Origin of the sequence: Nitrincola lacisaponensis, from assembly GCF_000691225.1 — a bacterium.
GTDB lineage: Bacteria > Pseudomonadota > Gammaproteobacteria > Pseudomonadales > Balneatricaceae > Nitrincola > Nitrincola lacisaponensis.
Genome location: NZ_JMSZ01000036.1, coordinates 57,043 through 82,613 on the forward strand (window position 1 = coordinate 57,043; position 25,571 = coordinate 82,613).

General features: G+C 52.9%; 21 protein-coding genes. 16 read left to right on the plus strand and 5 right to left on the minus strand.

All coding sequences use genetic code 11. The features are described from left to right. Positions 1–158 precede the first annotated feature (158 nt). The 4 genes from ADINL_RS13610 to ADINL_RS13625 all read left to right on the plus strand — a co-directional run bounded on the left by ADINL_RS13610 (position 159) and on the right by ADINL_RS13625 (position 4,070). The gene (locus ADINL_RS13610; protein ID WP_036549196.1) at positions 159–1,172 is read left to right on the plus strand and encodes an ArsJ-associated glyceraldehyde-3-phosphate dehydrogenase; all 1,014 of its coding nucleotides are present in this window, start codon (positions 159–161) and stop codon (positions 1,170–1,172) included. A gap of 2 nt (positions 1,173–1,174) precedes the next feature. Then, positions 1,175–2,392: an organoarsenical effux MFS transporter ArsJ gene (gene arsJ, locus ADINL_RS13615; RefSeq protein ID WP_036549198.1), complete on the plus strand. Its 1,218-nt coding sequence runs from the start codon at positions 1,175–1,177 to the stop codon at positions 2,390–2,392. 86 nt (positions 2,393–2,478) lie between these two features. Beyond that, positions 2,479–2,784, plus strand: coding sequence for a helix-turn-helix transcriptional regulator (locus ADINL_RS13620; RefSeq protein ID WP_036549201.1), 306 nt, complete (start codon positions 2,479–2,481; stop codon positions 2,782–2,784). Further along, the gene (locus ADINL_RS13625) at positions 2,781–4,070 is read left to right on the plus strand and encodes a type II toxin-antitoxin system HipA family toxin (protein ID WP_036549204.1); all 1,290 of its coding nucleotides are present in this window, start codon (positions 2,781–2,783) and stop codon (positions 4,068–4,070) included. Before ADINL_RS13620 ends, ADINL_RS13625 begins: the two co-directional genes overlap by 4 nt. A 41-nt stretch (positions 4,071–4,111) precedes the next feature. Here the strand turns inward: ADINL_RS13625 and ADINL_RS13630 are convergent, their stop codons facing one another. Genes ADINL_RS13630 through ADINL_RS13640 form a run of 3 tightly spaced genes read right to left on the minus strand, consistent with a single transcriptional unit; the run spans position 4,112 to position 9,200 of the window. Beyond that, entirely contained in the window at positions 4,112–5,326 is a 1,215-nt protein-coding gene (locus tag ADINL_RS13630) for an MFS transporter (RefSeq protein WP_036549206.1), read from the minus strand. Positions 5,327–5,353: 27 nt separating this feature from the next. After that, on the minus strand, positions 5,354–6,538 hold the full coding sequence (gene chrA, locus ADINL_RS13635) for a chromate efflux transporter (protein WP_036549210.1): 1,185 nt from the start codon (positions 6,536–6,538) through the stop codon (positions 5,354–5,356). Beyond that, positions 6,528–9,200 (minus strand): glycosyltransferase, encoded by a 2,673-nt coding sequence (locus ADINL_RS13640; RefSeq protein ID WP_051632836.1) that lies wholly within the window; start codon positions 9,198–9,200, stop codon positions 6,528–6,530. The genes chrA and ADINL_RS13640 overlap by 11 nt, the downstream gene beginning before the upstream one ends. A gap of 179 nt (positions 9,201–9,379) precedes the next feature. Here ADINL_RS13640 and phnD point away from each other — a divergent pair, with 179 nt between their 5' ends. The 4 genes from phnD (at position 9,380) to phnE (ADINL_RS13660) (ending at position 12,887) form a co-directional block, all read left to right on the plus strand. Beyond that, positions 9,380–10,339, plus strand: a complete 960-nt coding sequence (phnD, locus tag ADINL_RS13645) for a phosphate/phosphite/phosphonate ABC transporter substrate-binding protein (RefSeq protein WP_036549274.1) — start codon at positions 9,380–9,382, stop codon at positions 10,337–10,339. 66 nt (positions 10,340–10,405) lie between these two features. Then, a complete protein-coding gene (gene phnC, locus ADINL_RS13650) occupies positions 10,406–11,242 on the plus strand; it encodes a phosphonate ABC transporter ATP-binding protein (protein WP_036549213.1) in 837 nt (278 codons plus the stop codon). Next, positions 11,239–12,060 (plus strand): phosphonate ABC transporter, permease protein PhnE, encoded by an 822-nt coding sequence (gene phnE / locus ADINL_RS13655; RefSeq protein WP_036549215.1) that lies wholly within the window; start codon positions 11,239–11,241, stop codon positions 12,058–12,060. Before phnC ends, phnE (ADINL_RS13655) begins: the two co-directional genes overlap by 4 nt. Next, complete coding sequence (phnE, locus tag ADINL_RS13660) at positions 12,060–12,887, plus strand: phosphonate ABC transporter, permease protein PhnE (RefSeq protein ID WP_051632837.1); 828 nt, start codon at positions 12,060–12,062, stop codon at positions 12,885–12,887. The genes phnE (ADINL_RS13655) and phnE (ADINL_RS13660) overlap by 1 nt, the downstream gene beginning before the upstream one ends. Before the next feature lie 85 nt (positions 12,888–12,972). Here the strand turns inward: phnE (ADINL_RS13660) and olsF are convergent, their stop codons facing one another. Next, on the minus strand, positions 12,973–14,691 hold the full coding sequence (olsF, locus tag ADINL_RS13665; protein ID WP_036549217.1) for a bifunctional ornithine lipid synthase OlsF: 1,719 nt from the start codon (positions 14,689–14,691) through the stop codon (positions 12,973–12,975). A gap of 149 nt (positions 14,692–14,840) precedes the next feature. Here olsF and ADINL_RS13670 point away from each other — a divergent pair, with 149 nt between their 5' ends. Together ADINL_RS13670 and ADINL_RS13675 are read left to right on the plus strand one after the other, a co-directional pair. Further along, on the plus strand, positions 14,841–15,548 hold the full coding sequence (locus ADINL_RS13670) for a UTRA domain-containing protein (RefSeq protein ID WP_036549221.1): 708 nt from the start codon (positions 14,841–14,843) through the stop codon (positions 15,546–15,548). A gap of 103 nt (positions 15,549–15,651) precedes the next feature. Further along, positions 15,652–17,376: a phosphodiesterase gene (locus tag ADINL_RS13675; protein ID WP_051632838.1), complete on the plus strand. Its 1,725-nt coding sequence runs from the start codon at positions 15,652–15,654 to the stop codon at positions 17,374–17,376. A gap of 62 nt (positions 17,377–17,438) precedes the next feature. On the opposite strand, the gene ADINL_RS13680 is transcribed toward ADINL_RS13675, so the two are convergent. Continuing rightward, on the minus strand, positions 17,439–18,374 hold the full coding sequence (locus ADINL_RS13680; protein WP_036549223.1) for a porin: 936 nt from the start codon (positions 18,372–18,374) through the stop codon (positions 17,439–17,441). A gap of 349 nt (positions 18,375–18,723) precedes the next feature. Here ADINL_RS13680 and ADINL_RS13685 point away from each other — a divergent pair, with 349 nt between their 5' ends. The 6 genes from ADINL_RS13685 (at position 18,724) to ADINL_RS13710 (ending at position 25,564) form a co-directional block, all read left to right on the plus strand. Next, entirely contained in the window at positions 18,724–19,758 is a 1,035-nt protein-coding gene (locus tag ADINL_RS13685) for a putative 2-aminoethylphosphonate ABC transporter substrate-binding protein (protein WP_036549224.1), read from the plus strand. A gap of 67 nt (positions 19,759–19,825) precedes the next feature. Next, a complete protein-coding gene (locus ADINL_RS13690) occupies positions 19,826–20,974 on the plus strand; it encodes a putative 2-aminoethylphosphonate ABC transporter ATP-binding protein (protein ID WP_084154534.1) in 1,149 nt (382 codons plus the stop codon). A 1-nt stretch (position 20,975) separates the two neighbouring features. Next, a complete protein-coding gene (locus tag ADINL_RS13695) occupies positions 20,976–22,679 on the plus strand; it encodes a putative 2-aminoethylphosphonate ABC transporter permease subunit (protein WP_036549226.1) in 1,704 nt (567 codons plus the stop codon). A gap of 37 nt (positions 22,680–22,716) precedes the next feature. Beyond that, a complete protein-coding gene (locus tag ADINL_RS13700) occupies positions 22,717–23,841 on the plus strand; it encodes a 2-aminoethylphosphonate--pyruvate transaminase (RefSeq protein WP_036549228.1) in 1,125 nt (374 codons plus the stop codon). 8 nt (positions 23,842–23,849) lie between these two features. Beyond that, the gene (gene phnX, locus ADINL_RS13705) at positions 23,850–24,671 is read left to right on the plus strand and encodes a phosphonoacetaldehyde hydrolase (RefSeq protein WP_239644393.1); all 822 of its coding nucleotides are present in this window, start codon (positions 23,850–23,852) and stop codon (positions 24,669–24,671) included. Next, positions 24,668–25,564 carry an EamA family transporter gene (locus tag ADINL_RS13710; protein WP_036549234.1) on the plus strand — a complete coding sequence of 299 codons (897 nt, stop codon included), beginning with the start codon at positions 24,668–24,670 and terminating at the stop codon, positions 25,562–25,564. Before phnX ends, ADINL_RS13710 begins: the two co-directional genes overlap by 4 nt. Positions 25,565–25,571: the final 7 nt, after the last annotated feature.

Sequence of the window (25,571 nt, forward strand, 5' to 3'; positions counted from 1 at the left end):
TGCTCCAATATATGAAAAGCCATATATTCGTGAATTTTAGACTAGGGTTTCTTCCGAGTGTAGCTCGTTTGGTGAGACTCTTGGTCGCACAATTGTCATCTGGGTGGTTTACGCTATGCCGCCATTCGTATATTTAGTTAATAAAATAAGGTGAAGTAATGACCATTAAAGTCGGTATCAATGGTTTTGGTCGCATGGGACGTTTGGCACTGCGTGCCGCCTGGAACTGGCCTGAATTTGAGTTTGTGCAGATTAATGATCCGGCCGCTGATGCTGTCAGTCTGGCACATTTGTTGAATTTTGACTCGGTACATGGCCGTTGGGCGCATGAGGCGATGGCAGAACAGGGTGCTATGCTGATCGAAGGCAAGCGCATTGCTGTCAGTCAGAATAAAAGCATTGATGAAACCGATTGGTCGGGTTGTGATCTGGTATTTGAATGCTCCGGCAAGATGAAAACCACCGCGTTGCTGCAGGCCTATCTTGATCAAGGCGTTAAACGCGTTGTGGTGTCTGCACCGATCAAAGAGCCGGGTGTGCTCAATGTGGTGATGGGGGTTAATGATCACTTGTATGATCCGGCACAGCATCCGATCGTGACCGCCGCTTCCTGTACCACCAACTGCCTGGCACCGGTTGTTAAGGTTATCCATGAGTCGCTGGGTATCCGTCATGCCAGCATGACCACCATTCACGATCTGACCAATACCCAGACCATCCTGGATGCTCCCCACAAGGATCTGCGTCGTGCCCGGGCTTGCGGTATGAGCCTGATTCCGACAACGACCGGATCCGCAAAAGCGATTATCGAGATTTTTCCTGAACTGGCCGGGCGTATCAATGGTCATGCGGTTCGGGTGCCCTTAGCTAATGCCTCACTGACCGATTGTGTATTCGAGGTTGAAAAAGCGACCACCGCAGAAGAAGTGAATGCTTACCTCAAAGCGGCAGCAGAGGGTGAGTTGGCTGGCATACTGGGTTATGAAGAGCGTCCACTGGTGTCTGTGGACTATCGTGGTGATTCCCGCTCCAGCATTATCGATGCTTTATCTACCATGGTCATCAATGGTACTCAGGTAAAAATCTACGCCTGGTATGACAATGAGTGGGGCTACTCGGTGCGTATGGCCGAGCTGGGACGTAAAATTGGCCTGTTGGATCAGGCAGGTTAAGCATGTTCGCGCACCTGTCACCGGCGATACGCCAGTACCTGATCGTAACCGGTAACTACTGGGCCTTCACGCTGACCGACGGTGCGCTGCGCATGCTGGTGGTGCTCTACTTTAATCAGTTGGGCTACTCACCTTTACAGATCGCTATGCTGTTCGTGTTTTATGAAGTCTTCGGCGTAGTCACCAATCTGGTGGGTGGTTGGTTAGGCGCGCGTCTGGGGCTGAACCGCACCATGAATGTGGGGCTGGCGTTGCAGGTCGTGGCACTGTTGATGCTCACCCTGCCCGCTGAGTACCTGACGGTTATCTGGGTGATGTTGGCGCAGGCCTTGTCGGGTATTGCCAAAGATCTGAACAAAATGAGCGCCAAAAGTGCCATCAAGTTGCTGGTACCTGAAGAAGCGCAGGGCACGCTGTTTAAGTGGGTGGCACTGTTAACCGGTTCGAAAAATGCACTGAAAGGGATAGGGTTTTTCCTCGGTGCCGTGCTCTTGAGCCTGCTTGGCTTTATGGGTGCCGTACTGGCTATGGCGCTGATGCTGGCGCTGGTGTGGGTGATGTCGGTGCTCCTGCTGCGCAATGATATGGGGCGGATGAAAAACAAGCCCAAATTTCGTGAAGTGTTTTCCAAAAGCCGGGCGATCAATGTGCTGGCGGCGGCGCGCATGTTTCTGTTTGCTTCCCGGGATGTCTGGTTTGTCATTGCACTGCCGGTGTTCTTGAAGGAAACCCTGGGCTGGGACTTCTGGCAAGTCGGATTTTTTATGGCCTGCTGGGTGATCGGCTATGGTGTTGTGCAATCACTGGCACCCTTGTTTACCGGTAAACGCTCCGGGCGCATCCCTGGCCGTGGAGCCGTGGTGGGCTGGGGAGCCGGGTTGGCTATACTGCCGTTGTTGATTGCCCAGGGAATGGTGTTGCCGCTGGATACCACCTGGGTCATCGTGGTTGGATTGATGGTATTCGGTGCGGTGTTTGCGGTTAATTCATCGCTGCACAGCTATCTGATCGTCAGTTATGCCCGCGGAGATGGCGTCTCCCTGGATGTCGGCTTTTACTACATGGCCAATGCAATGGGGCGGTTGCTGGGAACCGTCTTGTCCGGCTGGCTGTATATGGCCCATGGCCTGGTCACCTGTCTGGTGGTTTCTGCCGTGATGGTGTTGGCCGCCGTGTTGATCTCTTTGGCCTTGCCTGCCGGGCGACTGGCAACTCGCTGAGCGAAATAGAAACTTATAAATTGCTTAATCGCAAAAAAGAAACTAATATGTTTCTTATTGATTGATAGCAACTTATAAGTTTCATTATGCGCTCACTACTCGAACAGATCAAACAGCGACGTTTAGCACTGGCACTGAAGCAGCAGGATATGCTGCTGCGGATAGGGATTTCACGCCAGCAATATCAAAGAATTGAGTCCAAGGGCAATCCTCGGCTCGATACACTTGAGTTGATCGCGAAGGGACTTAAAAGTGAACTGCTGTTGATCCCACAAGAAAAACTCAATGCGGTATTGGCCGTACTGTCTGACGATTCAAACCAGGCAGCCAAGGAAAACAACCCCTCATTCGCCGATGACCCGTGGCAGGAATTATTGGGAGATAACGAATGAGCGCCGATACACCCGCTGAAGTGAATGTATTGCAGCTCAGTATGCATGGTGTACTGATAGGCTACCTTGCAGGCTTCAGGAGTGGCCTCAATGTGTTGAGTTTTGCGGATAGCTTTAAAAACAATCCTGATCGCCCGACATTCAGCTTGATGACACACCCCAGGTTTCCGAATGCGGATAAAGTTATCGCTCAGCCATGGGCTCGGAATCAAAGACTACATCCTGTGCTTTCAAACCTGCTGCCAGAGGGCTCTTTACGAGAGTTGATTGCGCAAGGTTTGAAGGTGCATGTTGATAATGAATTTCACCTGTTGTCGTATCTTGGTGAAGACTTGCCGGGCGCTATTGAAGCCAGGCCCATGGAGCCTGAAGAGGTCCCTGACTTTTTACTCGACAGGGTGCTCAGCACTGACGGAAAGGTCAGGGCCGTTAAGTTCAACAAGGCCACCCAGGCAAACAAGTTTTCTTTGGCTGGTGTGCAGATGAAATTTTCCATGAAGGCAAAGGATGGACGCTATCATTTATCCAAAGGCGATGTGTTGGGTGACTGGATCATTAAAACACCATCGACCCAGCACAAATTTGTACCACTGAACGAGTTCACCGCCATGTCATTGGCAGGGCTGGTGGGTGTTGATATTCCTGACATCAAACTGGTTGAACTGGATAAGCTCGATCACCTGCCGCAAATCAACTTACCCGACGAGAAGTTGGCTTTCGCGATCAAGCGCTTTGATCGTGATGATAATCAGCGTATCCACATGGAAGACTTTGCCCAGATTCTGGTGAAGTATCCTCACGAAAAATACACTTCCGCTAACTACGAGAATATCGGCAAGGTTATTTATGATTTTTCTGGTGAGGGTCTGGCCGACGCTCAGCAGTTTGCAAGACGACTACTGGTAAATGTTCTGTTGGCGAATGGCGATGCACATCTCAAGAATTGGAGCTTTCTATATCCTGATAAGATCACGCCACGGCTCTCTCCCGCCTACGATATCCTGACAACAAGTATTTATATCGACAATGAAACCCAGTTTGCGCTCAACCTGGGCAAAACGAAGCAATGGTATGCCGTCTCAATGGTGCATTTCCAGTCCTGGGCAGATAAATCAGGTATTCCATGGCGAGCCATTAAACCGCATTTGGATGACACGCTGAGACGGGCAAGGACGCTATGGCCTGAAGCACTTAAACAGCTACCCATGCATGATGTGCATAAAGCGGAGTTGAGAGCGCATTGGAGCAGGCTTCACGAAGATTTTAAAATTCATAGCGCAGGATAAAAACTATCCCCTCGTGTTGCCTGCATATTCCAGCGACATTTCTAGCCAGGTTTGCGATGCAAACGCATGGCACAGTAACTGGCAATGACTCCTCCGAGACCCAGCGTAGCAAAGGCCATTCCCCAGGTGACAGCAGGTGTGGCGTGCTGGAACAGATCGAGCACACCACCAAATGCCAGCGGCGCCAGTGCGCCAGCAATAAAACCCAGCAAGGATCGCCACGCCAGCACCCGTCCCAGATAGCCAGGTCGCACGGCTTCGGACAACGCGGTGGTGAGAACCGGCGAATCACCCAGGCAGGTAAAGGCATAGGCCAGTACTAGCAGCATCAACAGCAGCAGGGGCAGATGGATTAGCCAGCCGATGCTGAAAGAGAGCAGTGTGCTGCTGGCAGCCAACAGCAATAGTAGTTTTTGACGTCCCAGCCGATCCGATAACCGCCCCATACTCAGTGCGGCAACTGCGCCAAACAGATGCATAAAGCCTGACAGGTAAGCACCCCCCATGCTGGCTTGGGCACTGTCCAGTCCTTTCAGTGCAAAGCCTGCAGCCAAAAAGCCGGGTATCCAGGCCCACATACCTAACAGTTCCCAGTTATGTGCAATGTAACCGGTATTCAGCAAGCGTGACCGCCGGTTGCGCAACAGCTCGTCGGTGATGCGCAGATCAACCTGAGCCGGATGAATACGATTAGCGAGTGGCGCGAGTGTCCAGATCAACAGCAGGGCACCGAAGATCGGCAGCATGCCGGTCAATATGAAGGCCATTTGCCAGCCGCCCAGCGCAATGCCTAGGCCACCTATCGCCAGGGAAGCGGCATAGCCTATGGAGGTGGATGCTATCAGCATGCCCATCGCGTGGCCGCGTTTATCCGGGTTGATTTCATCTGAAATCAGTACGATGAGCGGTGTATAGATACCACCCTGGCAGAGACCGATCAGGCCGTAGAGCCAAAAGGCACTGTTCCAGTCCCGTGCCAGAAAGGCAAACAACAGGCTGCTGATACCCGCTGCCAGTGCCGAGCTGGCGACCACCCGCTTGGCACCCAGATGGTCGGATGCCCAGGCAAACAGAAACAGCGACAGGGCATAGCCGAGTGTAAACGAGGTGATGAGTGCACCCGCCGCTGTGGCACTGAGTGACCAGTCCCGGATTAACAGGGGTAAGGTGGCTGCTACCGTCATAAACGTGGCAAACAATAGCACGCGTGCGAGGCAGACAAGACGAATACGGGTCTCTGTCAGAGTAGAGGTCATGGTAAGGCAGGGCTCAGGTTAGGCTCGTTACAGCAAAGCATATCCTGCCAGACCGCCGAGGGGTACCAGTAGCCAGACAGGTATCCGTCCGGTGGCGAGCAAACCCAGCAGCACCAAGGCCAGTAAGGCGTCCTGCCACTGATGAATGCCTGCAGTAATTACCGGGTCGTATAGTGCGGCAGCCAGCAGGCCCACGACAGCTGCGTTGACACCACTGAGTGTCTGGCGCAGGCGCCGCTGGTGTCGCAGTGTTTGCCAGACCGGCAGTACTGCAATGAGTAGCAGGCAGCCGGGTAAAAAGATACTCACCAGCGCGATAGCGGCTGCCAGTACGCCGCTTTGGGCTCCAATAAATGCAGAAAAGCTGAACAGTGGGCCGGGCATGGCCTGTGCAGCACCATAGCCAGCCAGAAAGTCATCGGCATTGATCAGTCCCTGGTTGACCGTTTCAGCATGCAGCAGCGGTAGTACGACGTGGCCACCACCAAACACCAGCGAGCCTGCGCGATACATGGCATCCGAGAGGGTCAGTAGCGGCGTCTGGCTGAGCAGTGCCAGTGAGGGCAGCAGCACCAGCCCGGCAATGAACAGGGCGGCAGAGAGTCCAGCCAGGCGTGAAGAGAGGTTAATCTGCAGACCTTGCCCATCATCCTGTGTCTGGGTTACTGGATTGATCAGTACCAGGGACAGTAGGGCACCGAGAAGCAATGCACCCAGTTGGCCAAAGACGCCTGGCAGCAGGAGTGCAACGGCTGCCGCCAGCAGTGCGATCAGTCGGCGCCGATAATCCGGCGTCAGGCTGCGCGCCATACTCCAGAGTGCCCAACAGACGACGGCCACAGCAGTCACTTTCAGTCCTTGCAGCAGTCCCTGATAAGCCGTCAGCTCAAGTGCAACCAACGAGATACCCAGGAACAGCATTAACAGGGCTGAGGGCAGGGTGAAGGCTGCCCAGGCAGCAATTGCACCGCTGATCCCGGCACGTTGTAAGCCGATGGCAAATCCCACCTGACTACTGGCCGGACCGGGAATAAACTGGCAGAGCGCCACCAGCTCCGCGTATGCCTGAGGTGTTAGCCAGCGTTTCTGTTCGACAAAAACTGCCTGAAAATAGCCCAGATGGGCCACCGGTCCCCCGAAGGCGGTCAAACCGAGCTTCAGAAAGGTCAGAAAAACATCTCGTACAGGTGTGGTTGATGGCTCAACTGGCATGTCGGTTTTCCATGATAGGTTCAGGGGCCTGGGTGGGCAGGCCCAGGGTGCTGAGCAGCTGGTTCAGTATTTGCTCCGGCTGATAGTCCTGGTGACGTTGTGCTGCCAACTGTTGCATGCGTGCCTGCTCAAGCTGTGGACGTGTGAGGTAATGCAATACCTGAGCGGCCATCTGCTCTGCTGAGTCAGCCAGATAACCCTGCCGTCCTGGCTGGATAATATCCGCAGGTCCTTTGCTGGCATAGGCAATAACCGGCAGTCCGGTAGACAGCGCTTCCAGCACTACACACCCGAAGGTATCAAATCGAGAAGGTAATAGTAACAGATCGGCCTGTTGATAGACCTGTGCCATCTGATCGGATGGGACCCAGCCGAGGTATTCGGCTTCCGGTAATTGACGACGCAGTTTTTTCAGTGCCGGGCCATCACCGGCTATCAGCAAGCGGACATTCGGGATGGCGGCACGGATTTGCTGGAAAATCTGTGGCAGATCCAGCACCCCCTTTTCGCGACTGATACGCCCGGCATACAGCAGTGTCGGTGTGCATCCGGGCAGGGTGCGTTGTGCGGCGATATCGGTAAAGTGTGTATGCACCCAGTGCGCTGTCAGGTGGAGCTTTTCGGCGGGTATTTCCATGGCATCGGATGCCAGCCAGTTGCGGTGCTCCCGGTTTAATACCAGCAACCCGTCAAACTGATGGTAGAAAGCACGTAGCAGGCGTCGAAAGCGGTCGGTGTAGCGCGACTTTAAGGCGGTACTGCGCTGGAAATACTCATGCCAGTCGGTGTGCATGTAGAACCACACCGGGACAGAAAATGCGTGTTTCAGGTACAGGCCGACCAGTCCCATCATCAGCTCCGTTGAACAGATGACACGATCATAACCGCCCTGCTCGAACAGACGTTGCAGCTCCAGCATATCGGGAAAATAAAACGTCTGTTCGCCAGGCTGTGTCAGATCGAACTGACTGATCGGGCGCAGAACCTGCAGATGCGGCTGTGGTTCCAGTGTCGGGTGACAGGTGAGCAGGTCTATGGGTAGCTGGCGCTGCTGCACTTCATCCAGCAGGTTGTTCAAAAATGAGGAAACACCGTTGCCATCACAGAAACTGTCTGTCAGCCAGAGGATACGTTGCGAGTGTTGTCCGGCATTCAGGTCATCGGCCAGTGCGTTGAGCAGCGGCCGGTTGGCATAGAGCACCTGGCTACCGGTGAAAGAGGCACCACCAATAACCAGCGCAGCCAGTGCCGGAAATGTCAGGGCATCAAGCATTTGCAGTAACTGGGGTGATTGTCCGTTGTGTGCTCCCTGGCTGCGTGCCGATGTGAGGCTGCGCAGGCTGGTGGGGAGTTCAAACTCACGGATCAGCGCATCCAGACTGAAACGCGATGAACTGGGGCGATGCTGTTGAATGGCCTGACCCAGACGTTGAAAAAAGATACCCGTCACTTCGCGATAGAGTGCCGGGATGGTTTCGCGTAAGGATTGGGAGAAGTGCTCCGGTGTTTGCCGACGTGCTTTGGCCAGTTGTTTAACGATTTTCAGTGTGGGTTTGAACTCCCGGCTGACACCCAGATGGGTCATCAGGGCCGGAGGTTTGCCTGACAGTGCCTGATGAAAGGTTTGCAGGAAGGTCAGGGTGTATTTGTGTCGTTGCAGCTCTTGCATGGCATTGCTGACACCCAGGCATAACAGCTTGTCAGTCAGACTGCCCTTGTGCAGCATCAGGCGCAACAAACCGGGGTCTTTCATATGGATGGCGACCTGGGAGAAGTAGTCGAGGAAGGTGGTGGTCAGGCGTTCCTCTTCACCGGGTTCACCGTAGGGCGCGATATCGCCGTTGCGCAGCGCTTCCAGTGCCAGCTCGGACAGGGGCTGTTGCTGGCGTCGTTGAGCCAGATTGTCGATGTAGAGAAAGCTGCCGCACTCACCGGCAAAAATACCGTTGTGATCATCAGACCCGCCGGTCAGACATTTACGTGCAGGATGGCGACAGAAGTCCCGGGGATCCAGGCCATGCTTGCGTGACAGCTGGTGCAGTTTCTCTTCAGTCAGGCTCTCGATCCATAACTGGGTCATATGGTTTTGCCAGAAACCACGTTGACCATTTAATACTTCGTAGCGTTCAAACAGCAGAGCTAACTTTTCCAGTGATTCGATACTGGCGGTGCGTTTACCGGTATAAAAAAACAACGGGTGCGGCAGTACAGTGGGCAGATTCTGCTCCAGCGCATAGGCAGCAAAATGATAGATATTCTGCCGCAAACGGTTCAGACGAATTTCCTGCTGGGGTGAGAAGCCATAAACCAGCACATGCACACTCAGCGAATCATCCGGAAAGTGACAGGTAAATTCTGCACCGGATAGTACATCCATACCCTTATCCATCAGTGTCCAGCAGGAGCGAGCGTTGTTGTGGTTGGTAATGGTGATCAGATCTGTGCCTGCGGCCTGCAGGCGCTTCACCAGTTTGCCAGTGGGTAGCCAGGTCTCCGGCAGCTTGAGCAGCCGTCCCCAGAGTTCATCCGGGACATCGCTGTTGTGATCATGGCAGTGCAGGTCCACACGCAGGCGATTGTGCACTGGAAAGCGGGCGGCCTGAGCCGTCAGAAAAGCTAAATAACTGGAACGGATCTGTGCATGAAAGTCGCTGCCACTCATCACGGTTCTCCTGATTGAAGCGATTCCGGCTAGCCTATGTCATTTTTATGACAGCGCGTTGACAGTCGGCGGTTTTCATAAAATCGCCATGTAATTGTCATTTATAAGCAACGGTCTCGTCATAAAGCACGACTAAAGTAGCGCCATCGTTAAATCTTCTGATGGGGTGCTATATGCGCATGCTTACGACTATGACAGGAAAAACTCTCGCGGCAGGTCTGCTGGCCATGACCGTTTCCATGACGCTTCAGGCCAGTGATCTGGCACCGCGTTTCACCGACGCCGATGGCGACATGGTGGCAGATGCCCCAACGGATCCTGCACAGTGGGTTGATCCGAACACACTGGTATTTGCCTATACACCGGTTGAAGATCCTGCTGTCTATGCTCAGGTGTGGGATGGCTTTTTGAAGCATATGGAAGCGGTAACCGGTAAGCGTGTGCAGTTTTTCCCGGTTCAGTCCAATGCGGCACAGCTGGAAGCCATGCGTGCGGGTCGTCTGCATGTGGCCGGATTTAACACTGGATCTAACCCACTGGCGGTAAACTGTGCCGGTTTTGTACCCTTCACGATGATGGCTCGTGAAGATGGTTCCTTCGGTTATGAGATGGAAATCATCACCCGTCCGGATTCAGGCATTGAAAGCATTGAGGATATCCGTGGACGTAGCCTGGCATTCACGGCTCCAACATCCAACTCCGGATTCAAAGCGCCCTCGGCACTGCTGGAAGCCGAGTTCGGGATGGTAGCAGAGCAGGATTTCCAGCCCTCTTTCTCCGGTGGCCATGACAACTCAATTCTGGGTGTGATTAACCGTGACTATGATGCCGCGGCGATTGCCAATTCGGTGTTGAAGCGCATGATCTCGCGTGATGTGGTCAAGCCGGACAGCTACACCACTGTTTATACCTCGCAGACTTTCCCGACTACAGGTTACGGCCATGTGTACAACCTGAAGCCTGAGCTGGCTGAAAAGGTTAAAGAAGCGTTCTTTACCTTTGAATGGGAAGGTAGCGCGCTGCAGGAAGAGTTTAAAAACTCCGGTGAAGCTCAGTTTATTCCGATCACCTACAAAGAGCACTGGGAAGTGGTTCGTACCATCGACCAGGCAATGGGTGTGACTTACAACTGCAATTGATTTGGGTTCAGGGCTCCTTGCCTCTCAGGGATGAGAGGCTTTTTTGTATCTGAACGGGAGGAAAATATGCTGACGTTAAAACAACTGACCAAGCGCTATACGACAGGTGATAAAGCCCTGACGTCAGTTTCGCTGGAGATTCCGGCAGGTCAGGTGGCCGCGCTGATCGGTCCGTCGGGTGCCGGTAAAAGTACCTTGATTCGTTGTGTAAACCGACTGGTTGAGCCTACCGAAGGGCAGGTATTTCTGGGAGATACCGAGCTGACCGGCTTGAGTTCTCGTCAGTTACGCCGCGCCAGACGTCGTATGGGAATGATTTTCCAGGAATACGCGCTGATTGACCGGCTAACCGTGATGGAGAATGTGCTGTCTGGTTATCTGGGTTACACCGGTTTTTGGCGCAGTTATTTCCGTCGCTATCCTCAGCCGGTGGTGCAGCAGGCATTCAAACTGTTGCAGCGGGTCGGTCTGGAAAACTTTATCGATAAGCGTGCCGATGCATTATCAGGTGGACAACGTCAGCGTGTCGGGATTGCACGGGCATTGTTGCAGAGCCCGGAAATTTTGCTGGTGGATGAGCCGACCGCCAGCCTGGATCCGAAGACCTCCCGCCAGATCATGCGACTGATCAAGGAGCTGTGTGTTGAACGCCAGCTGGCAGCGATTATCAATATTCATGATGTCCAGCTGGCACAGCTGTTTGCTGATCGCATTATCGGCCTGCGTGCAGGACAACTGGTGTTTGATGGTCAGCCAGAACAACTGGATGCGGAGATTCTGACCCGAATTTACGGTGAAGAAGACTGGAACCATGCATCTGAAAGTGGCGATGTTGAGGAGGTTATGGATCCTTCTGTGTCCCAGAACCACGCTCAGGTTACTCTGCGAGCGGCCAGCGTATGACAGAGCATGCAGAGCGGCTGCAACGTGCAGCTTCAGGGGTGTGGCGCCGTCCACCTCTGATTCGTGACTGGCGCTATCGTTTGGCACTGGCGTTGGCCGTGCTGGTCTATCTGGTACTGGCCAGTTGGAGTGTTGAGGTGAACTGGACGCGTGTGGCCGAGGGTGCTTCACGTGGATTGAATTTCCTTGGTGCATTTCTGCAGCCGGACTTTACCAGCCGGTGGCGTGATATCCAGCAGGGGTTACTTGAGTCTCTGACCATGACCCTGACTTCTACAGTGATCGGCATACTGTTGGCAATCCCGGTTGGTATTGGAGCGGCCCGCAATATGGCGCCACTGCCGATCTACCTGTTTTGCCGTTCGATTATCGCCATATCGCGCACCTTTCAGGAGGTGATTATTGCCATTCTGTTTGTGGTGATGTTCGGTTTCGGGCCTTTGGCGGGCATGATCACTTTGGCATTTGCTACCATCGGTTTTATGGCCAAGCTACTGGCGGAAGATATCGAGGATATTGACGAACGCCAGGTGGAGGCCATACGGGCCACGGGTGGCAGCTGGTTGCAGCTGATGAACTACGCGGTGCAGCCGCAGGTCATGCCGCGGTTGATCGGTCTGTCTCTGTACCGTCTGGATATCAATTTTCGTGAATCCGCGGTGATTGGTATTGTCGGTGCCGGTGGTATCGGAGCCACACTGAATACGTCGTTGAGCCGTTACGAGTATGACACGGCAGCAGCTGTTCTGTTGATTATTATCGGTATTGTGATGATGACCGAGTATCTGTCCGGCTATGTCCGTAAGTGGGTGCAATAATGCCTGTGAAATTGATAGAGCCTGGTAATGATCTGAGCCAGGCTGAATGGAAACTACGAACTACCCGTCAGCAATGGCTGATCTGGCTGGGCTGGTTAGTGGGTATTTCCCTGTTTCTGCTCTGTTGGAAGGTGATCTCAGATAACACCATGTGGGTGTTTGTTGAAGATGCGCCTCGTCAGGGTGCCGATCTGTTGCGACGCATGATGCCTCCTGACTGGGCTTATTCGGAGCGTTTATGGAAACCGCTCTGGGATACTCTCAATATCGCGACTCTGGGAACGCTGTTGGGGATCATCATGGCGTTCCCCTGCGCTTTTCTGGCGGCACGCAATACTACTCCACATCCATTGATCCGCAGTCTGGCGTTGATGATTATCGTATCATCCCGCTCGATTAACTCACTGATCTGGGCGATGCTGCTGGTCACCATTCTTGGTCCGGGAATACTGGCCGGTATTCTGGCGATTGCACTGCGTTCTATTGGATTTGTAGGCAAGCTGTTATACGAAGCGATTGAAGAGATTCATCCGACGCCGGTCGAGGCGATTACAGCTACGGGCGCAAGCCGCATGCAGGTCATGAGTTATGCTGTATTGCCACAGGTGATGCCGGCGTTTGCCGGGATCAGTATCTACCGCTGGGATATCAATATTCGTGAATCTACAGTACTGGGTCTGGTAGGAGCCGGGGGTATCGGTTTGCAATTGAATGCGGCGATTAATACCCTGGCCTGGGACCGGGTAAGCATCATCTTTATCCTGATCTTTGCCACGGTGCTGGTTTCCGAGTATATCTCCGCCAAGGTGCGCAAGGCGTTTATCTGATCTGAAATCTGGAGCTTTACAGCCAAAGCTCCAGTCCCTGAAGCGCCTCTACCTAAAGCACCTTTACCTGGGACTGCGACGCAAATCAGCGTCGCAGTTCTCCCATGTAGCGGTCACGTTTTTTCGGTTTGATACGCTCCACATCGACCATCACCAGACCGTCGATACAGTAGCCAAAGTCAGCATCGACACCAAAGTCCAGGAAGCTCACGCCGCCCTCCTTGCACAGTTCGGTGTATTGCTTATAGAGCGTCGGTACCGTTACACCATAGAGATCCAGGCGTTCCTTGAGCGCAATGAAATCTTCGCGTGCATCGGTAAAGCAGAACAGCCGCTGAGCTTCAGCACTGCCGGCATCAGACGGGCCGTAAGGCGCATTGGCACGCGCCAGACCGGACTGACCGAAATAATGACGGTAGTAGATCACCAGCAGGTCACGGGCGATCTGTGGCAGTTTGGCTGAAATCGATACAGGGCCAAGCATGCGCTGAATATGGGGCCGACTGCGCAGGTACGCACCGATACCATACCAGAGATAATCCAGGCTGCGACGCCCCCAGTAGCGAGGTTGTACAAAGCTGCGCCCCAGCTCAATACTACCCTGCATCAGCGGCTCCAGTGCCGGCTGATAGCTGAACAGACTGGCAGCATAGAGCCCTTTCAGACCCGAGGTTTCGATAACCTGTGCACAGTCGGCAATACGATAGGCTCCAACCAGTTCCAGTGCTTCATCATCCCAGAGAATCAGGTGCTGGTAATGACGATCATAGCTATCCAGGTCATACCGCTGACCTGTGCCCTCACCAACACGGCGAAAAGTCAGTTCCCGCAGGCGTCCCAACTCCCGCATAACCGGCGAGTCAGAGGCGTAGTTAAACAGATAGATCTGCATGCCATCCTGGGTTTCGCCCAGACGTTCTGCCTGACGCAGGGCCCGGCGCAGTTGCAGACGCTCTTCCGGATGCGCAATCGGCTTTTCCGTGACAAACAGGGACTTTTTGTTTTTCGGCAGACGATAGACATGCTTGCGCAGCAGTTTCAGCCGTGTTTTCAGTGGCAGTTCATTATTGTCAAAACGTTCCAGCGGAATCAGCTCGCCAATGCGCACAGGCATATCTTCAGCGTGCTTTTTGAACATCTCGTTGACCAGCATCAGTCCGCCGATAGGCCGATAGATCATTGACAGGGAGTAAAACAGCGCTGAATTCTTGCTGTTCAGATGGATCGGCAGAATCGGTGCATTGGTTTTGCGGGCAAAATGGACAAAACCGCTTTGCCAAGGACCATCCTTGATACCGGTCGCACTGGCGCGTGATACCTCACCCGCTGGGAAAATAATGATTGCCTGGTCCTGTTGCAGGCAGTCGGTCACTTCTCTGACGGTTCTGCGATAGCCACTTTGGGTCAGGTTATCCACAGGCAGCAGTAAAGGTCTCAGGGGTTCAAACTGCCATAGCAGGTCATTGGCGAGGATCTTGATATCACGACGCACTTCGCCGATCAGTTTCAGTAATACCAGGCCATCCAGCGTACCCAGAGGGTGATTTGATACGATCACTACGCGGCCCTCAGAGGGAATATTTTCCTTCTCTCGGGCAGACACCAGATAGCTGATGCGGAAATGTTCCAGTACCTTATCGGTAAACTCAAAGGCGCCCAGGTCCTGATGCTGATGCAGAAACTGGTTCACCTCTTCTTCATGGAACAGGTGTCGGAGCAGTTGCATAACCGGTGTCTTGAGCACGGCAGGCTTGTGTGCCAGTGCCGGATATTTTTCTGACACCAGAGACTCAATATCGAACATAGGTGATCCTCTTGTCTTAACCTTTCAGATCATTCCCCAACTCCATGACTGGTTGATGACCGTTTGGTGTCGATTTGATGACGTCTGGAGGTGTCGGTAGCTTTGTCAGTCAAATCGGGTAAGATGGCGCTTTTTGATTTGGGTGGGATATGTCGGAACAGCCGTTATACCTGCAACTGCGTGACCGGTTAATGCAGCGCATTCATACTGGCGAGCTGCCGGCAGGCTCGCGCTTGCCCGCTGAGCGTGAGTTGGCAGAGGGCTTTGGCACTACCCGGGTGACGTTGCGTCAGGCGCTGGCGCAGCTGGAAAGCGAAGGGGTGATCTACCGTAGTAATCGACGTGGCTGGTTTATTTCATCACCACGTTTAACCTATGAACCGGTGACCGATGTCAGTTTTACCCGGTATGTGGCAGAGCAGGGGCGTGTGCCACGCACTGAAGTGCTGGGATTGAAATCCATGCCAGCTTCAGCTCAGGTGGCCGCAGCACTGGCATTACAACCGGGTGAGCCGGTATTTCGACTGCGCCGCCGACGTTTTGCCGATGAGCGTCTGGTGTTTGTCGAAACCATCTGGTTGAATCCACGCTATTTGCCGGGTTTGGAGCATCAGCGTTTTGAGGCACTCTGGAAAATGCTGTCTGAAGTCTATGACATCAAGCTGGCCAGCAAGCAGATCACCATTACACCGACAGCCTTGACGGGTGGTGTGGCTGAAGCGCTGGGGGTCAATTCAGGCTGCCCCGGGCTTTACATTACCCGAATTTCTGAAACTGCTGAGGGTGCTCGCATCGAATTTGATGAAGAGTACTGGTTACACGATGTGATGACGATACGTGTCAACAGCCAAAGCTGATTGGCTGGCTAAGTGTTTGTTGGGTAAACGCTGTCATCAAAACGTCATCAGTCTTCTTTAAGGTATCTGCGCTGCAGTATCAGCGTATTTATAGAAGGTATCGATGAAAGACAGACTGCATGACGAGCTGGTCCATCTGTTGCAGGAAGGGCTGGTCACTTCCTTGCTGCAACCCATAGTACACCTGGAAACACAACAGGTCTTTGGCTACGAATCGCTGAGTCGAGGCCCATCTGACAGTCCATTGCATGCGGCGCCAGTACTGTTTGAGCTGGCAGAAAAATACGCCTTGTCTGATGAGCTGGAAGCCCTGTGTCTGAAAGTGGCTGCCAAAAACTGGGCTTCTCACGCGCTGGATTGTCATCTGTTCGTTAATATCAGTCCATCGATGCTGTTGCCGTCACGCTTCAGCAGTGTTCAATTGCGTGAATTGATGCGCCGCCACGATCTTGAGCCGCAACAGATTGTGATTGAAATATCGGAGCGCTTTCCGGCACTGCAATTACAGGAACTGAAAAACGCGATTGCCTGGCTGAAAGCGGAAGGCTTCAGTATTGCGATTGATGATCTGGGTACCGGCTATTCAGGCCTGAAACTCTGGTCTGATTTACAGCCTGACTTCGTCAAGATTGACCGGCACTTTATCCGTGATATTCATGAAGATCTGGTCAAGCTGGAGTTTGTCCGCTCGCTGGTGGAGCTGTCTGATCGCCTGGGCTGTCGTTTGATTGCAGAAGGTGTTGAGAATCAGGCTGAGCTTACTGTGGTGGCAGACTTGGGCATAGAGCTTATCCAGGGGTTCCTGGTTGGTCGTCCCAAGCCTTATCCGACAGCGGACCTCAGTTGTCTGCCGGATCGGCAACAGGTGGTGCAGAAAACAACCGGTCGACTGGCACGTGATTTGTGTGAATATGTTGAGCCGGTGACACCGGATACAACATTGCGAGAGGCCTGGGAATGTTTGCAACGCAATTTGCATATTTTTTCCTTGCCGGTGGTGCAGGACGGGCGTCCCCTGGGATTGCTGCATAAATGGCGGGTTCTGGAGCTCTATGGCAGTCAGTATGGCCGTGCCTTGTTTGAACGCCGTGCCGTGATCAACTTTATCGGGCGAGATTCTCTGGTGGTTGATCAGCGTTCAACACTGGATGAGATCAGCCAGCGTTTGATTGAAGAAGATTTCCATTATCTCAAGCAGCATTTTATTGTGGTGGATGAGGGGATTTATGTGGGTCTTGGAACCACACGGCGGCTGTTAAAACAGATTACTCAGGAGCGCATTGAAAAGGCTCGCTACGCCAATCCATTGACACAGTTGCCCGGTAATGTGCCTATCAATAATGAGCTGGATAAACGCTTGAAGCGCGTGTTGCCATTTGTCTTTATCTATATTGATATCAACGACTTCAAACCTCTGAACGATATCCTTGGTTATCAGGCAGGAGATTTGGTAATCACCCGCCTGGCTGAACTGTTGCTGGTACACTTCAACTACAAGGGTGATTTTGTCGGTCATGTGGGTGGTGACGACTTTGTGGTAATGACTGAACGAGAAGATGTGGATGACGTTTGCCGGGCATTGCAGCGCAGGTTTATGGAAATGGTACGCTCGGTGTATCCCTCAACGGTACAAGAGCAAGGCTATATGCTGGCACAGGATCGTGATGGTCAACCCAAGCAGTTTCCACTGTCTTCAATCGCGATTGCATTAATTAAAATTGAATCACCTAATGAGTATACCTCTGAACTGATAGCTGATTATGCAGCGGATGCTAAAAAGGCTTCAAAAATAGCAATTGATCATTTTTATTCGCGTTTATTAATCTAGTTTTTCTGAGTAAATAAATAAAAAAGGCTTCCGATATGGAAGCCTTTTAAATTAAAACTTAATCAGAAGCGTACGCGCATACCCGCACTGAAAATATCATTATCGCCCAGGTCGCTATTGGCATCGCCATAACCGACGAAGACGTTAACCATACGTCCCAGGTTGTGCTGCAGTTCGACACCATAGCCTTTGGCACCTTCCTTGAAATCACCGTAACCGGCTTTCAGGGTTGTGCTGTCAGTCAGGTTGTAGGTTGCAGCAATATCCCAAGGCTTGTAGTTGTCAGTCAGATCGTTACGAACATGAGAGTAAACAGCAGCGATCATCGCAGGACCGAAGTCATAAGACAGTGCCAGGGCACTTTCGCTCTTCTTGTTTGAACTCATCTCAGTTGAGTTGTAATCGATGTGAGACGCTGCAGCATAGAAACCGCCCAGCTTGTATTTGGCCGCAATGTGGTGCAGGTCGAAGTTCTTGTCTTCGTAGTCAGAGTTAGCCGCTGTTGCCAGCGCGAACTGGAAACCATTGAAGTTTGGTGACACATAAGCCAGAGAGTTACTCAGACGTGCAGGTGCCGTAGCGGTAGAATGCGTAACAGTGTATACGCTGGACAACCACACATCAGTGGTAGCCGTGACCCAGTTATCATGCAGGTTGGTCTGTGAACCTGCTTTGACAGTACCGAAGTCGCCGGTCAGGCCCAGGTTAGCCTGGCGTGTTCTGAGAGCGTTACGTGATGTACCGCTGTAGCTGGTCTGGTTGGTGTTTACACCAAACTCATACTGATACAGTGCCTGCAGGCCTTCGATACCTGTGTCAGCGGTGCCACGCAGACCGATACGAGACTCAGAGTTGGCGCTGGAGCCGATGTGCAGCTTTTCGTCTTTGACTTTATCGGCTGCAATCATTACGTGGCCGTAAAGTGTCGCATCTGCCATGGCAATTGCCGGCGCGCTCAGACACACAGCAACTGCCGTTGCCAGAATCGATTTTTTCATGTTTTTCCCCTTGATCGGATCAGAGTTTCAGGTTTTTTACGGTTATCAATAAAACGTGTTTACTAAAGCATTTACTAGTATGTTGTTGAAGGTTGGACATCCTGCTGTCTCAGGGCGCAAATGTAGTTTGGATCTGTGACAAATGAATGAATGTTTTGTGAATAAAATGGTTTTAACAAAAATATTTTTTACATATAAATGATCTTGTTAATTTGAAATATATTTGTCATTTAAAGCTCTTTATTCTCTCGGTCTAAATACACGCCTTAAAAATTCAAAAAACTGTCATTCAACTGCAATATTTCGTCTCTAGTATCTGGTCTATACCAAATAGCCATCAGGAGACATCATGAAAAACGCACTGCTTCATACCCTGAAAAAAACCACTCTGGCATTAGCGCTGGGTGCCGCTGTTGCAGCACAGGCAGCCTCTGCGACTGAACTGACGGTTTACACTGCTGTTGAGTCGGATGACCTGCAGAAATATGCGCAGCGCTTCAATCAGGCACACCCGGAGATCACTATTCGTTGGGTACGTGACTCAACAGGCGTCATGACAGCGCGTTTGCTGGCTGAGAAAGACAATCCACGCGCGGATGTGATCTGGGGCCTGGCGGCAACCAGCCTGTTGCTGCTGGATGATGAGGGGCTGCTGGAACCTTATGCACCTGCAGGTGTTGAAAAGCTGGATCCAAAATTTGTAGATCAGAATACACCGCCAGCCTGGGTGGGTATGGATGCCTGGGTTGCTGCGATCTGCTACAACACCATTGAAGGTGAGAAGTTGGGCGTACCCATGCCAACCAGCTGGGAAGATCTGACCCGTCCCGAATATAAAGGCCATGTGGTGATGCCGAACCCCAGTTCTTCAGGCACCGGTTATCTGGATGTGGCCAGCTGGATTCAGTTGTGGGGTGAAGAGCAGGCCTGGACATTCATGGATGGCTTGCATGACAACATCAGCCGTTATACCCACTCAGGTTCAGCGCCTTGTAACCTGGCCGCCTCGGGTGAAGCTGTTGTAGGTGTTTCCTTTGCCTTCCGTGCGGCACGTTTGAAGTCTCAGGGTGCACCGGTTGAAGTCGTTTTCCCGTCCGAAGGTCTGGGTTGGGACATGGAAGCCGCTGCGATTGTGAAAGGCACTCAAAACCTGGAAGCGGCCCAGACTCTGATGGACTGGGCGGTCAGCCGTGAGGCGAATGAGCTTTACAATGAAGGCTATGCTGTTGTGGCGATGCCAGGCGTGGCCAAGCCGATTGAGAACTATCCAGCTGATATTGTCGAGCGCATGATCGATAACGACTTCAGCTTTGCTGCAGTGAATCGTGATCGCATCCTGCAGGAGTGGCAGCGTCGTTACGATGGTAAGACCGAAGCGCGTTAATGATTGATTGCTGACGTCGTGTTCTATCGGGCTCAAGGATGAGCCCTGTTTTTATTGGAGTTTGCCCATGCAACGCTTACAACCCGCCTCAGTGACGGCTTTAGTGGCAGAGTCTGCCTCTGACGTGATGGCACTGACGAGCCCACCGCAGGTCTGTCTGCGTATCGAGTCCTTGTCCAAGCAGTTTGGTGACTTCACGGCTCTGAAGTCGATTGACCTGGAAATTTACGAAGGTGAGTTTGTCTGTTTTCTGGGGCCATCCGGATGTGGAAAAACCACCTTGCTGCGTGCTATTGCTGGACTGGAGCTGCAAAGTAGCGGTCGCATTATTCAGAATCAGCGTGATATCAGTAAGCTGCCACCACAAAAGCGTGATTTTGGTATTGTATTTCAGTCCTACGCGCTGTTTCCCAACCTGACACTGGCTGACAACATAGCCTACGGCTTGAAAAGTCAGGGTTACAACAAGGCCCGGATTCGTGAACGTGTCGCTCAGTTGCTCTCCCTGATTGGACTGGAGGGCTCAGAACATAAGTATCCGGCTCAACTGTCTGGTGGACAGCAGCAGCGCGTCGCTCTGGCGCGAGCGCTGGCAACAGAACCAGGGCTGTTGCTGCTGGATGAGCCTCTGTCGGCTCTGGATGCACGTGTCCGGTTGCATCTGCGTCAGCAGATCAAATCCTTGCAGCAGGCACTGGGTGTGACCACGGTGATGGTGACCCATGATCAGGAAGAGGCTCTGACCATGGCGGATCGTATTGTGGTGATGAACCATGGTGTCATCGAACAGGTGGGTACGCCTGAAGAGATCTACCGCCATCCCGTCAATGCCTTTGTCGCCAGCTTTGTCGGTACGATGAATCTGTTGCCTGTTGAGATTGCCTCAGCATCCGGTGTGTTGCTGGGCAGTCAGCCTGTAGCGTGCCAGCCCCATGTGTTACAGCCCGGTGCTGCTGCTCACCTGGGTATTCGCCCTGAAGAAGTGGTGCTGTTTGATCAGCCATCCAGTGATGCGGTGCTGGAAGCGCGGGTGGTGCACAGTGAATACCTGGGTGCTTTTATGCGTGTAACCTGTGATCTGCTGATGCAGGACCAGCAAGTTGTAGTCGATTTGCAGCATACGGATGCCGAACGCATGGTGATTGCACCTGGCAGAGAGGTGTATCTGCAACTACCGCAGCGTTATTGTCGCATTTTTGCAGAACAGGAGCGCTGAGATGTCCACAAGCTCCCCGGTATTATCCATATCTGCCTGGCGCTACAGATTCAGTTCTGAAACGCTGCTGAAGTTGTTGTTCCTGCTGGCTGCATTGGGGCTGATGTTGATCGGATTGGTATTTCCGCTTTACACCATGCTATTGAAAAGCCTGCAGAACAGTGCAGGTGACTTCATCGGTCTGGCCAACTATCGACATTATTTTTCTACACCAGCCTTAGCCAACTCGATTGTTAATTCGTTTTTTATTGCAATCCTGACCATGGTGCTGGTGGTGGGTTTGGCGTTCATGTGTGCCTATGGCATGACGCGCACCTGTATGCCAGGTAAGCGCATTTTCCGGATGCTGACACTCTTGCCCATTCTGGCACCTTCGCTGCTTCCGGCGATCAGTCTGGTGTATATCTTCGGTAATCAGGGGTATCTGAAAGCGTTGCTGGGTGGGGCCAGTATTTATGGTCCGATAGGGATTGTGATCGGGATGTGTTTCTGGATTTTTCCACATGCATTGATGATTCTGGTTACCGCGCTATCCAATAGCGATGCACGTTTGTATGAAGCAGCGCGTGCGATGAAGACTTCGGCATTTCGGACCTTTATGACGGTTACCCTGCCGGGGGTGCGCTATGGTCTTATATCCTGTGCCTTTGTCGTGTTTACGCTCGCTATTACAGACTTCGGTGTGCCCAAGGTGATCGGTGGGCAGTACAACCTTCTGGCAACGGATATATACAAGCAGGTGGTTGGGCAGCAGAACTTTCAGATGGGCGCGGTTGTCAGTGTGATCCTGCTGTTACCTGCCGTGTTCACGTTTATTGCTGACCGCTGGGTTCAGCGTCGTCAGACAGCTCAGCTGTCAGCACGTGCTGTACCATATCAGCCGGAACCCTCGGCTGTACGCGACTGGACCTTTGCGCTGCTGTGCTATGCCGTGGCCGGTATTATTTTGCTGGTGATTGGTACCGCGGTGTACGCGTCGCTGATTCAGTTCTGGCCTTATAATCTCAGCTTTACGTTGCAGCACTACCGTTTTGATGGATTGGGTGGCAGTGGCTGGCAGTCCTGGTTTAACTCCCTGAAAATGGCTGGCAGTGTGGCCTTGATCGGAACACTGGTGATCTTTACCAATGCCTGGCTGGTTGAAAAAGGTCAGGCGTTTGCGCCCCTGCGCCAGGCGGTTCACCTGTTCTCTATTCTGCCGATGGCTGTACCGGGTATGGTGTTGGGGTTAGCGTATATTTTCTACTTTAACCATCCTGGTAACCCTCTGAATCTGATGTATGGCACGCTGGCAATCCTGGTGCTGAATACCCTGATTCACTTCTATACCGTGTGCCACCTGACTTCTATGACTGCATTAAAGCAGCTTGATCCTGAGTTTGAATCAGTAGGCGCGTCGATGAAAGTGCCCTTCTGGCGCACTTACACCCGGGTCACCCTGCCGGTGTCGCTGCCTGCAGTGCTGGATATCTCGGTGTATCTGTTTGTGAATGCCATGACGACCGTGTCTGCAGTCGTGTTCCTTTATGGACCTGACACCCGGCTGGCATCCGTGTCGGTGTTGCACCTGGATGAGGCCGGTTACTTTGCCAGTGCTGCGGCGATGGCAGTATTGATTCTGCTGACATCCATGGTGGTGAAGCTGCTGCATGCAGCGCTGACCTATCTGCTGCTCAGAAAAGCGCAGGTGTGGCGTCATCGCTGAATTTATTGACTCGTTTTTATCAGGACACAGACAATCTATGCGTAACGAACCCTTACTGCTGACCCCGGGTCCCCTGACGACCAGCCTGACAGTCAAACAGGCCATGCTAAGAGACTGGGGGTCTTGGGACAGCGATTTTAATCAGATTACTGCTGCTATCTGTCAGCAGTTACTGGCGGTGGCCAATGCTGTGGATACCCATGTGTGTGTACCGATGCAGGGCAGTGGAACCTTTGCTGTAGAGGCGACGCTGGCGACCCTGTTGTCACCGCAAAGCAAAACACTGGTACTGATGAACGGTGCCTATGGTCAGCGTGCGGCCAGAATCCTGCAGGGATTGGGTCATGAGACGGTGCTGCTGGACATGGGCGATTACCTGCCTCCAGATCCTGAGGAGGTCGCCCTGCGTTTGGCGGCAGATCCGCAGATCAGCCATGTGGTCTTGATTCACTGTGAGACCAGCTCCGGCATTCTCAATCCGCTGGAGGCGATTGCAGCGGTTGTCGCTGCTGCCGGACGTGAGCTGATTATTGATTCCATGAGTGCTTTTGGTGCTTTGCCGGTGGATGCACAACAGCTGCCTTTTGCAGCGCTGATTTCGTCAGCGAATAAATGCTTCGAAGGTGTACCAGGGTTTGGCTTCGTGCTGGTCAGAAAAACATTGCTTGAACAATGTAAGGGCCGCTGCGCATCACTTTCTCTGGATTTGTATGATCAATGGCATTACCTGCAGAAAACCGGTCAGTGGCGCTTTACGCCACCCACTCATGTTGTGGCCGCATTTTATCAGGCACTCCGGGAGTACCATGCCGAGGGTGGTCAGCCTGGACGTTTAGCACGTTATCAGCGCAATCGTGACCGCCTGGTTTCCGGTATGCGTGAACTGGGCTTTGTAACCCTGCTGGACGATGCCTGGCTGTCACCCATCATTATTACCTTTTTGTCACCGGATGATCCGGCTTTCAGCTTTAGCGCCTTTTATCAGGCGATGAAGCAACGAGGCGTGTTGATTTATCCCGGTAAGTTAACCGAAGTGGAAAGCTTTCGTCTGGGCTGTATCGGGCAGTTGCACGATGCTGAGATAAACCAGGTATTGGCCGCAGTGGCTGAAAGTTGCCAGGCATTGGCGCTTTCTTCCCCTGAAATCTGTCTTGAGAGGTGAGTATGTTTATGTATCAGCGTCGTTACACCGGTCCACTGCAGGCGGTAATTCTGGACCTGGCCGGTACCTGTGTCGACTTTGGCTCTTTGGCACCTATCCAGGCTTTTCAGGCACTGTTTGCGGCTGAAGGGGTGCCGATTACCCAGGCTGAAGCACGTGCGCCCATGGGCAAGGAAAAGCGTGAACATATTGAGGCGTTACTGGATATGCCTCGTATCGCACTTGCCTGGCGCAGTGAAAAGGGACGTGATGCAACCAGCGAAGATATTGACTGGTTGTACGAGACCTTCGTGGGTTATCAACTGGCCGCTATCCGGGACAACAATCGTCTGATCCCCGGTATGCAGTCACTGATCAGCTATTGTGATCAACAGGGTATCGACCTGGGTGTGAACACGGGCTACAGCCGTGAAATGATTGCCGAGCTGTTACCTGCTCTGGCAGAACAGGGCTTCAAACCACTGTCTGTCGTCTGTGCTACCGATGTTCCGGCAGGGCGGCCATACCCCTGGATGGCATTGCAGAATGCGCGTGATCTGGCCGTTAGCTGTGTACAGGCCTGCGTCAAGGTGGATGACACCATTGTGGGTATTGAAGAGGGGCTGAATGCGGGTATGTGGACCGTAGCCGTGGCGGTTTCTGGCAATCAAACAGGTTTGTCCCTGACGGAATGGCAGGCGCTTTCAGAAGCTCAGCAGCGGGTGCAGCAGCAAATGGCACATCAGGCATTGAGCCAGTCTGGCGCGCACTATGTCATCGACTCAATTGAGGAGTTGCCAGAAGTACTGGAAGAAATTGGCTTCCGCCTGGCGGGTGCCGAGCAGCCTTGAGTTCTCTGGCACTGGTGCTGGTATTGGTTTCAGCCTGTCTGCATGCAGGCTGGAACCTGCTCGGCAAAAAACAAGTACCCTCATTGGCCTTTTTTACCCTGGCCATGTTGGGTGGGGCGTTGCTGTTTATGCCCGTGTTGGGTCTCAGTCACCAGTGGATGCAGTTGCCAGGTGCGTTTTGGTGGCTGTTGATACTGTCGGGAGCCTTTCAGGGGATTTACATGGCAGGGTTAGCCTGGGCCTATGCGCGAGGTGAGATCAGTGTGCTTTACCCTCTGGCGCGTGCACTGCCGGTTTTGCTGGTGCCTGTAGCCGGATGGTTCATCTGGCAGCACTGGTTATTGAATACTCAGGATATCCTGGGCATGGTCTTGATCGCACTGGCTGGATTTATGTTGCCGCTGATCAGGCCCAGTGCTTTCAGCTTATCGATCTATTGGACCCCCGCGCTGGGGTTTATGTTGCTGGCTGCGTTGGGCACGGTCGGGTACTCACTGACGGACAAAGCCGCGATCGACCTGATGCGCCAGCAGGGCTTTTCCGCCATGCTGGCCGGAATGCAGTTTATGGTGCTACAGGCCTGGGCTGCACTGGTGTGGATGTTACCTGTTATCGCCTGCCTGCCTGCTGAACGCCAGGCGTTACGACACTTGTTATCGGGTCCTGCCCGTGTCTGGATACTGGCGGGGGCCATGATTTTGACAACCTATGGGTTGGTGCTGATTGCAATGGCGTATACCGAGGATGTCAGCTATCTGGTGGCGCTGCGCCAGGCATCAATACCCATAGGGGCCCTGCTGGGCGTGTTTTGGCTTAAAGAAACCCTGTCAGCTTTTCGCTGGCTGGCTTTGACTGTGATGATGACTGGACTGGTTCTGGTCGCACTGAATTGAGAAGACT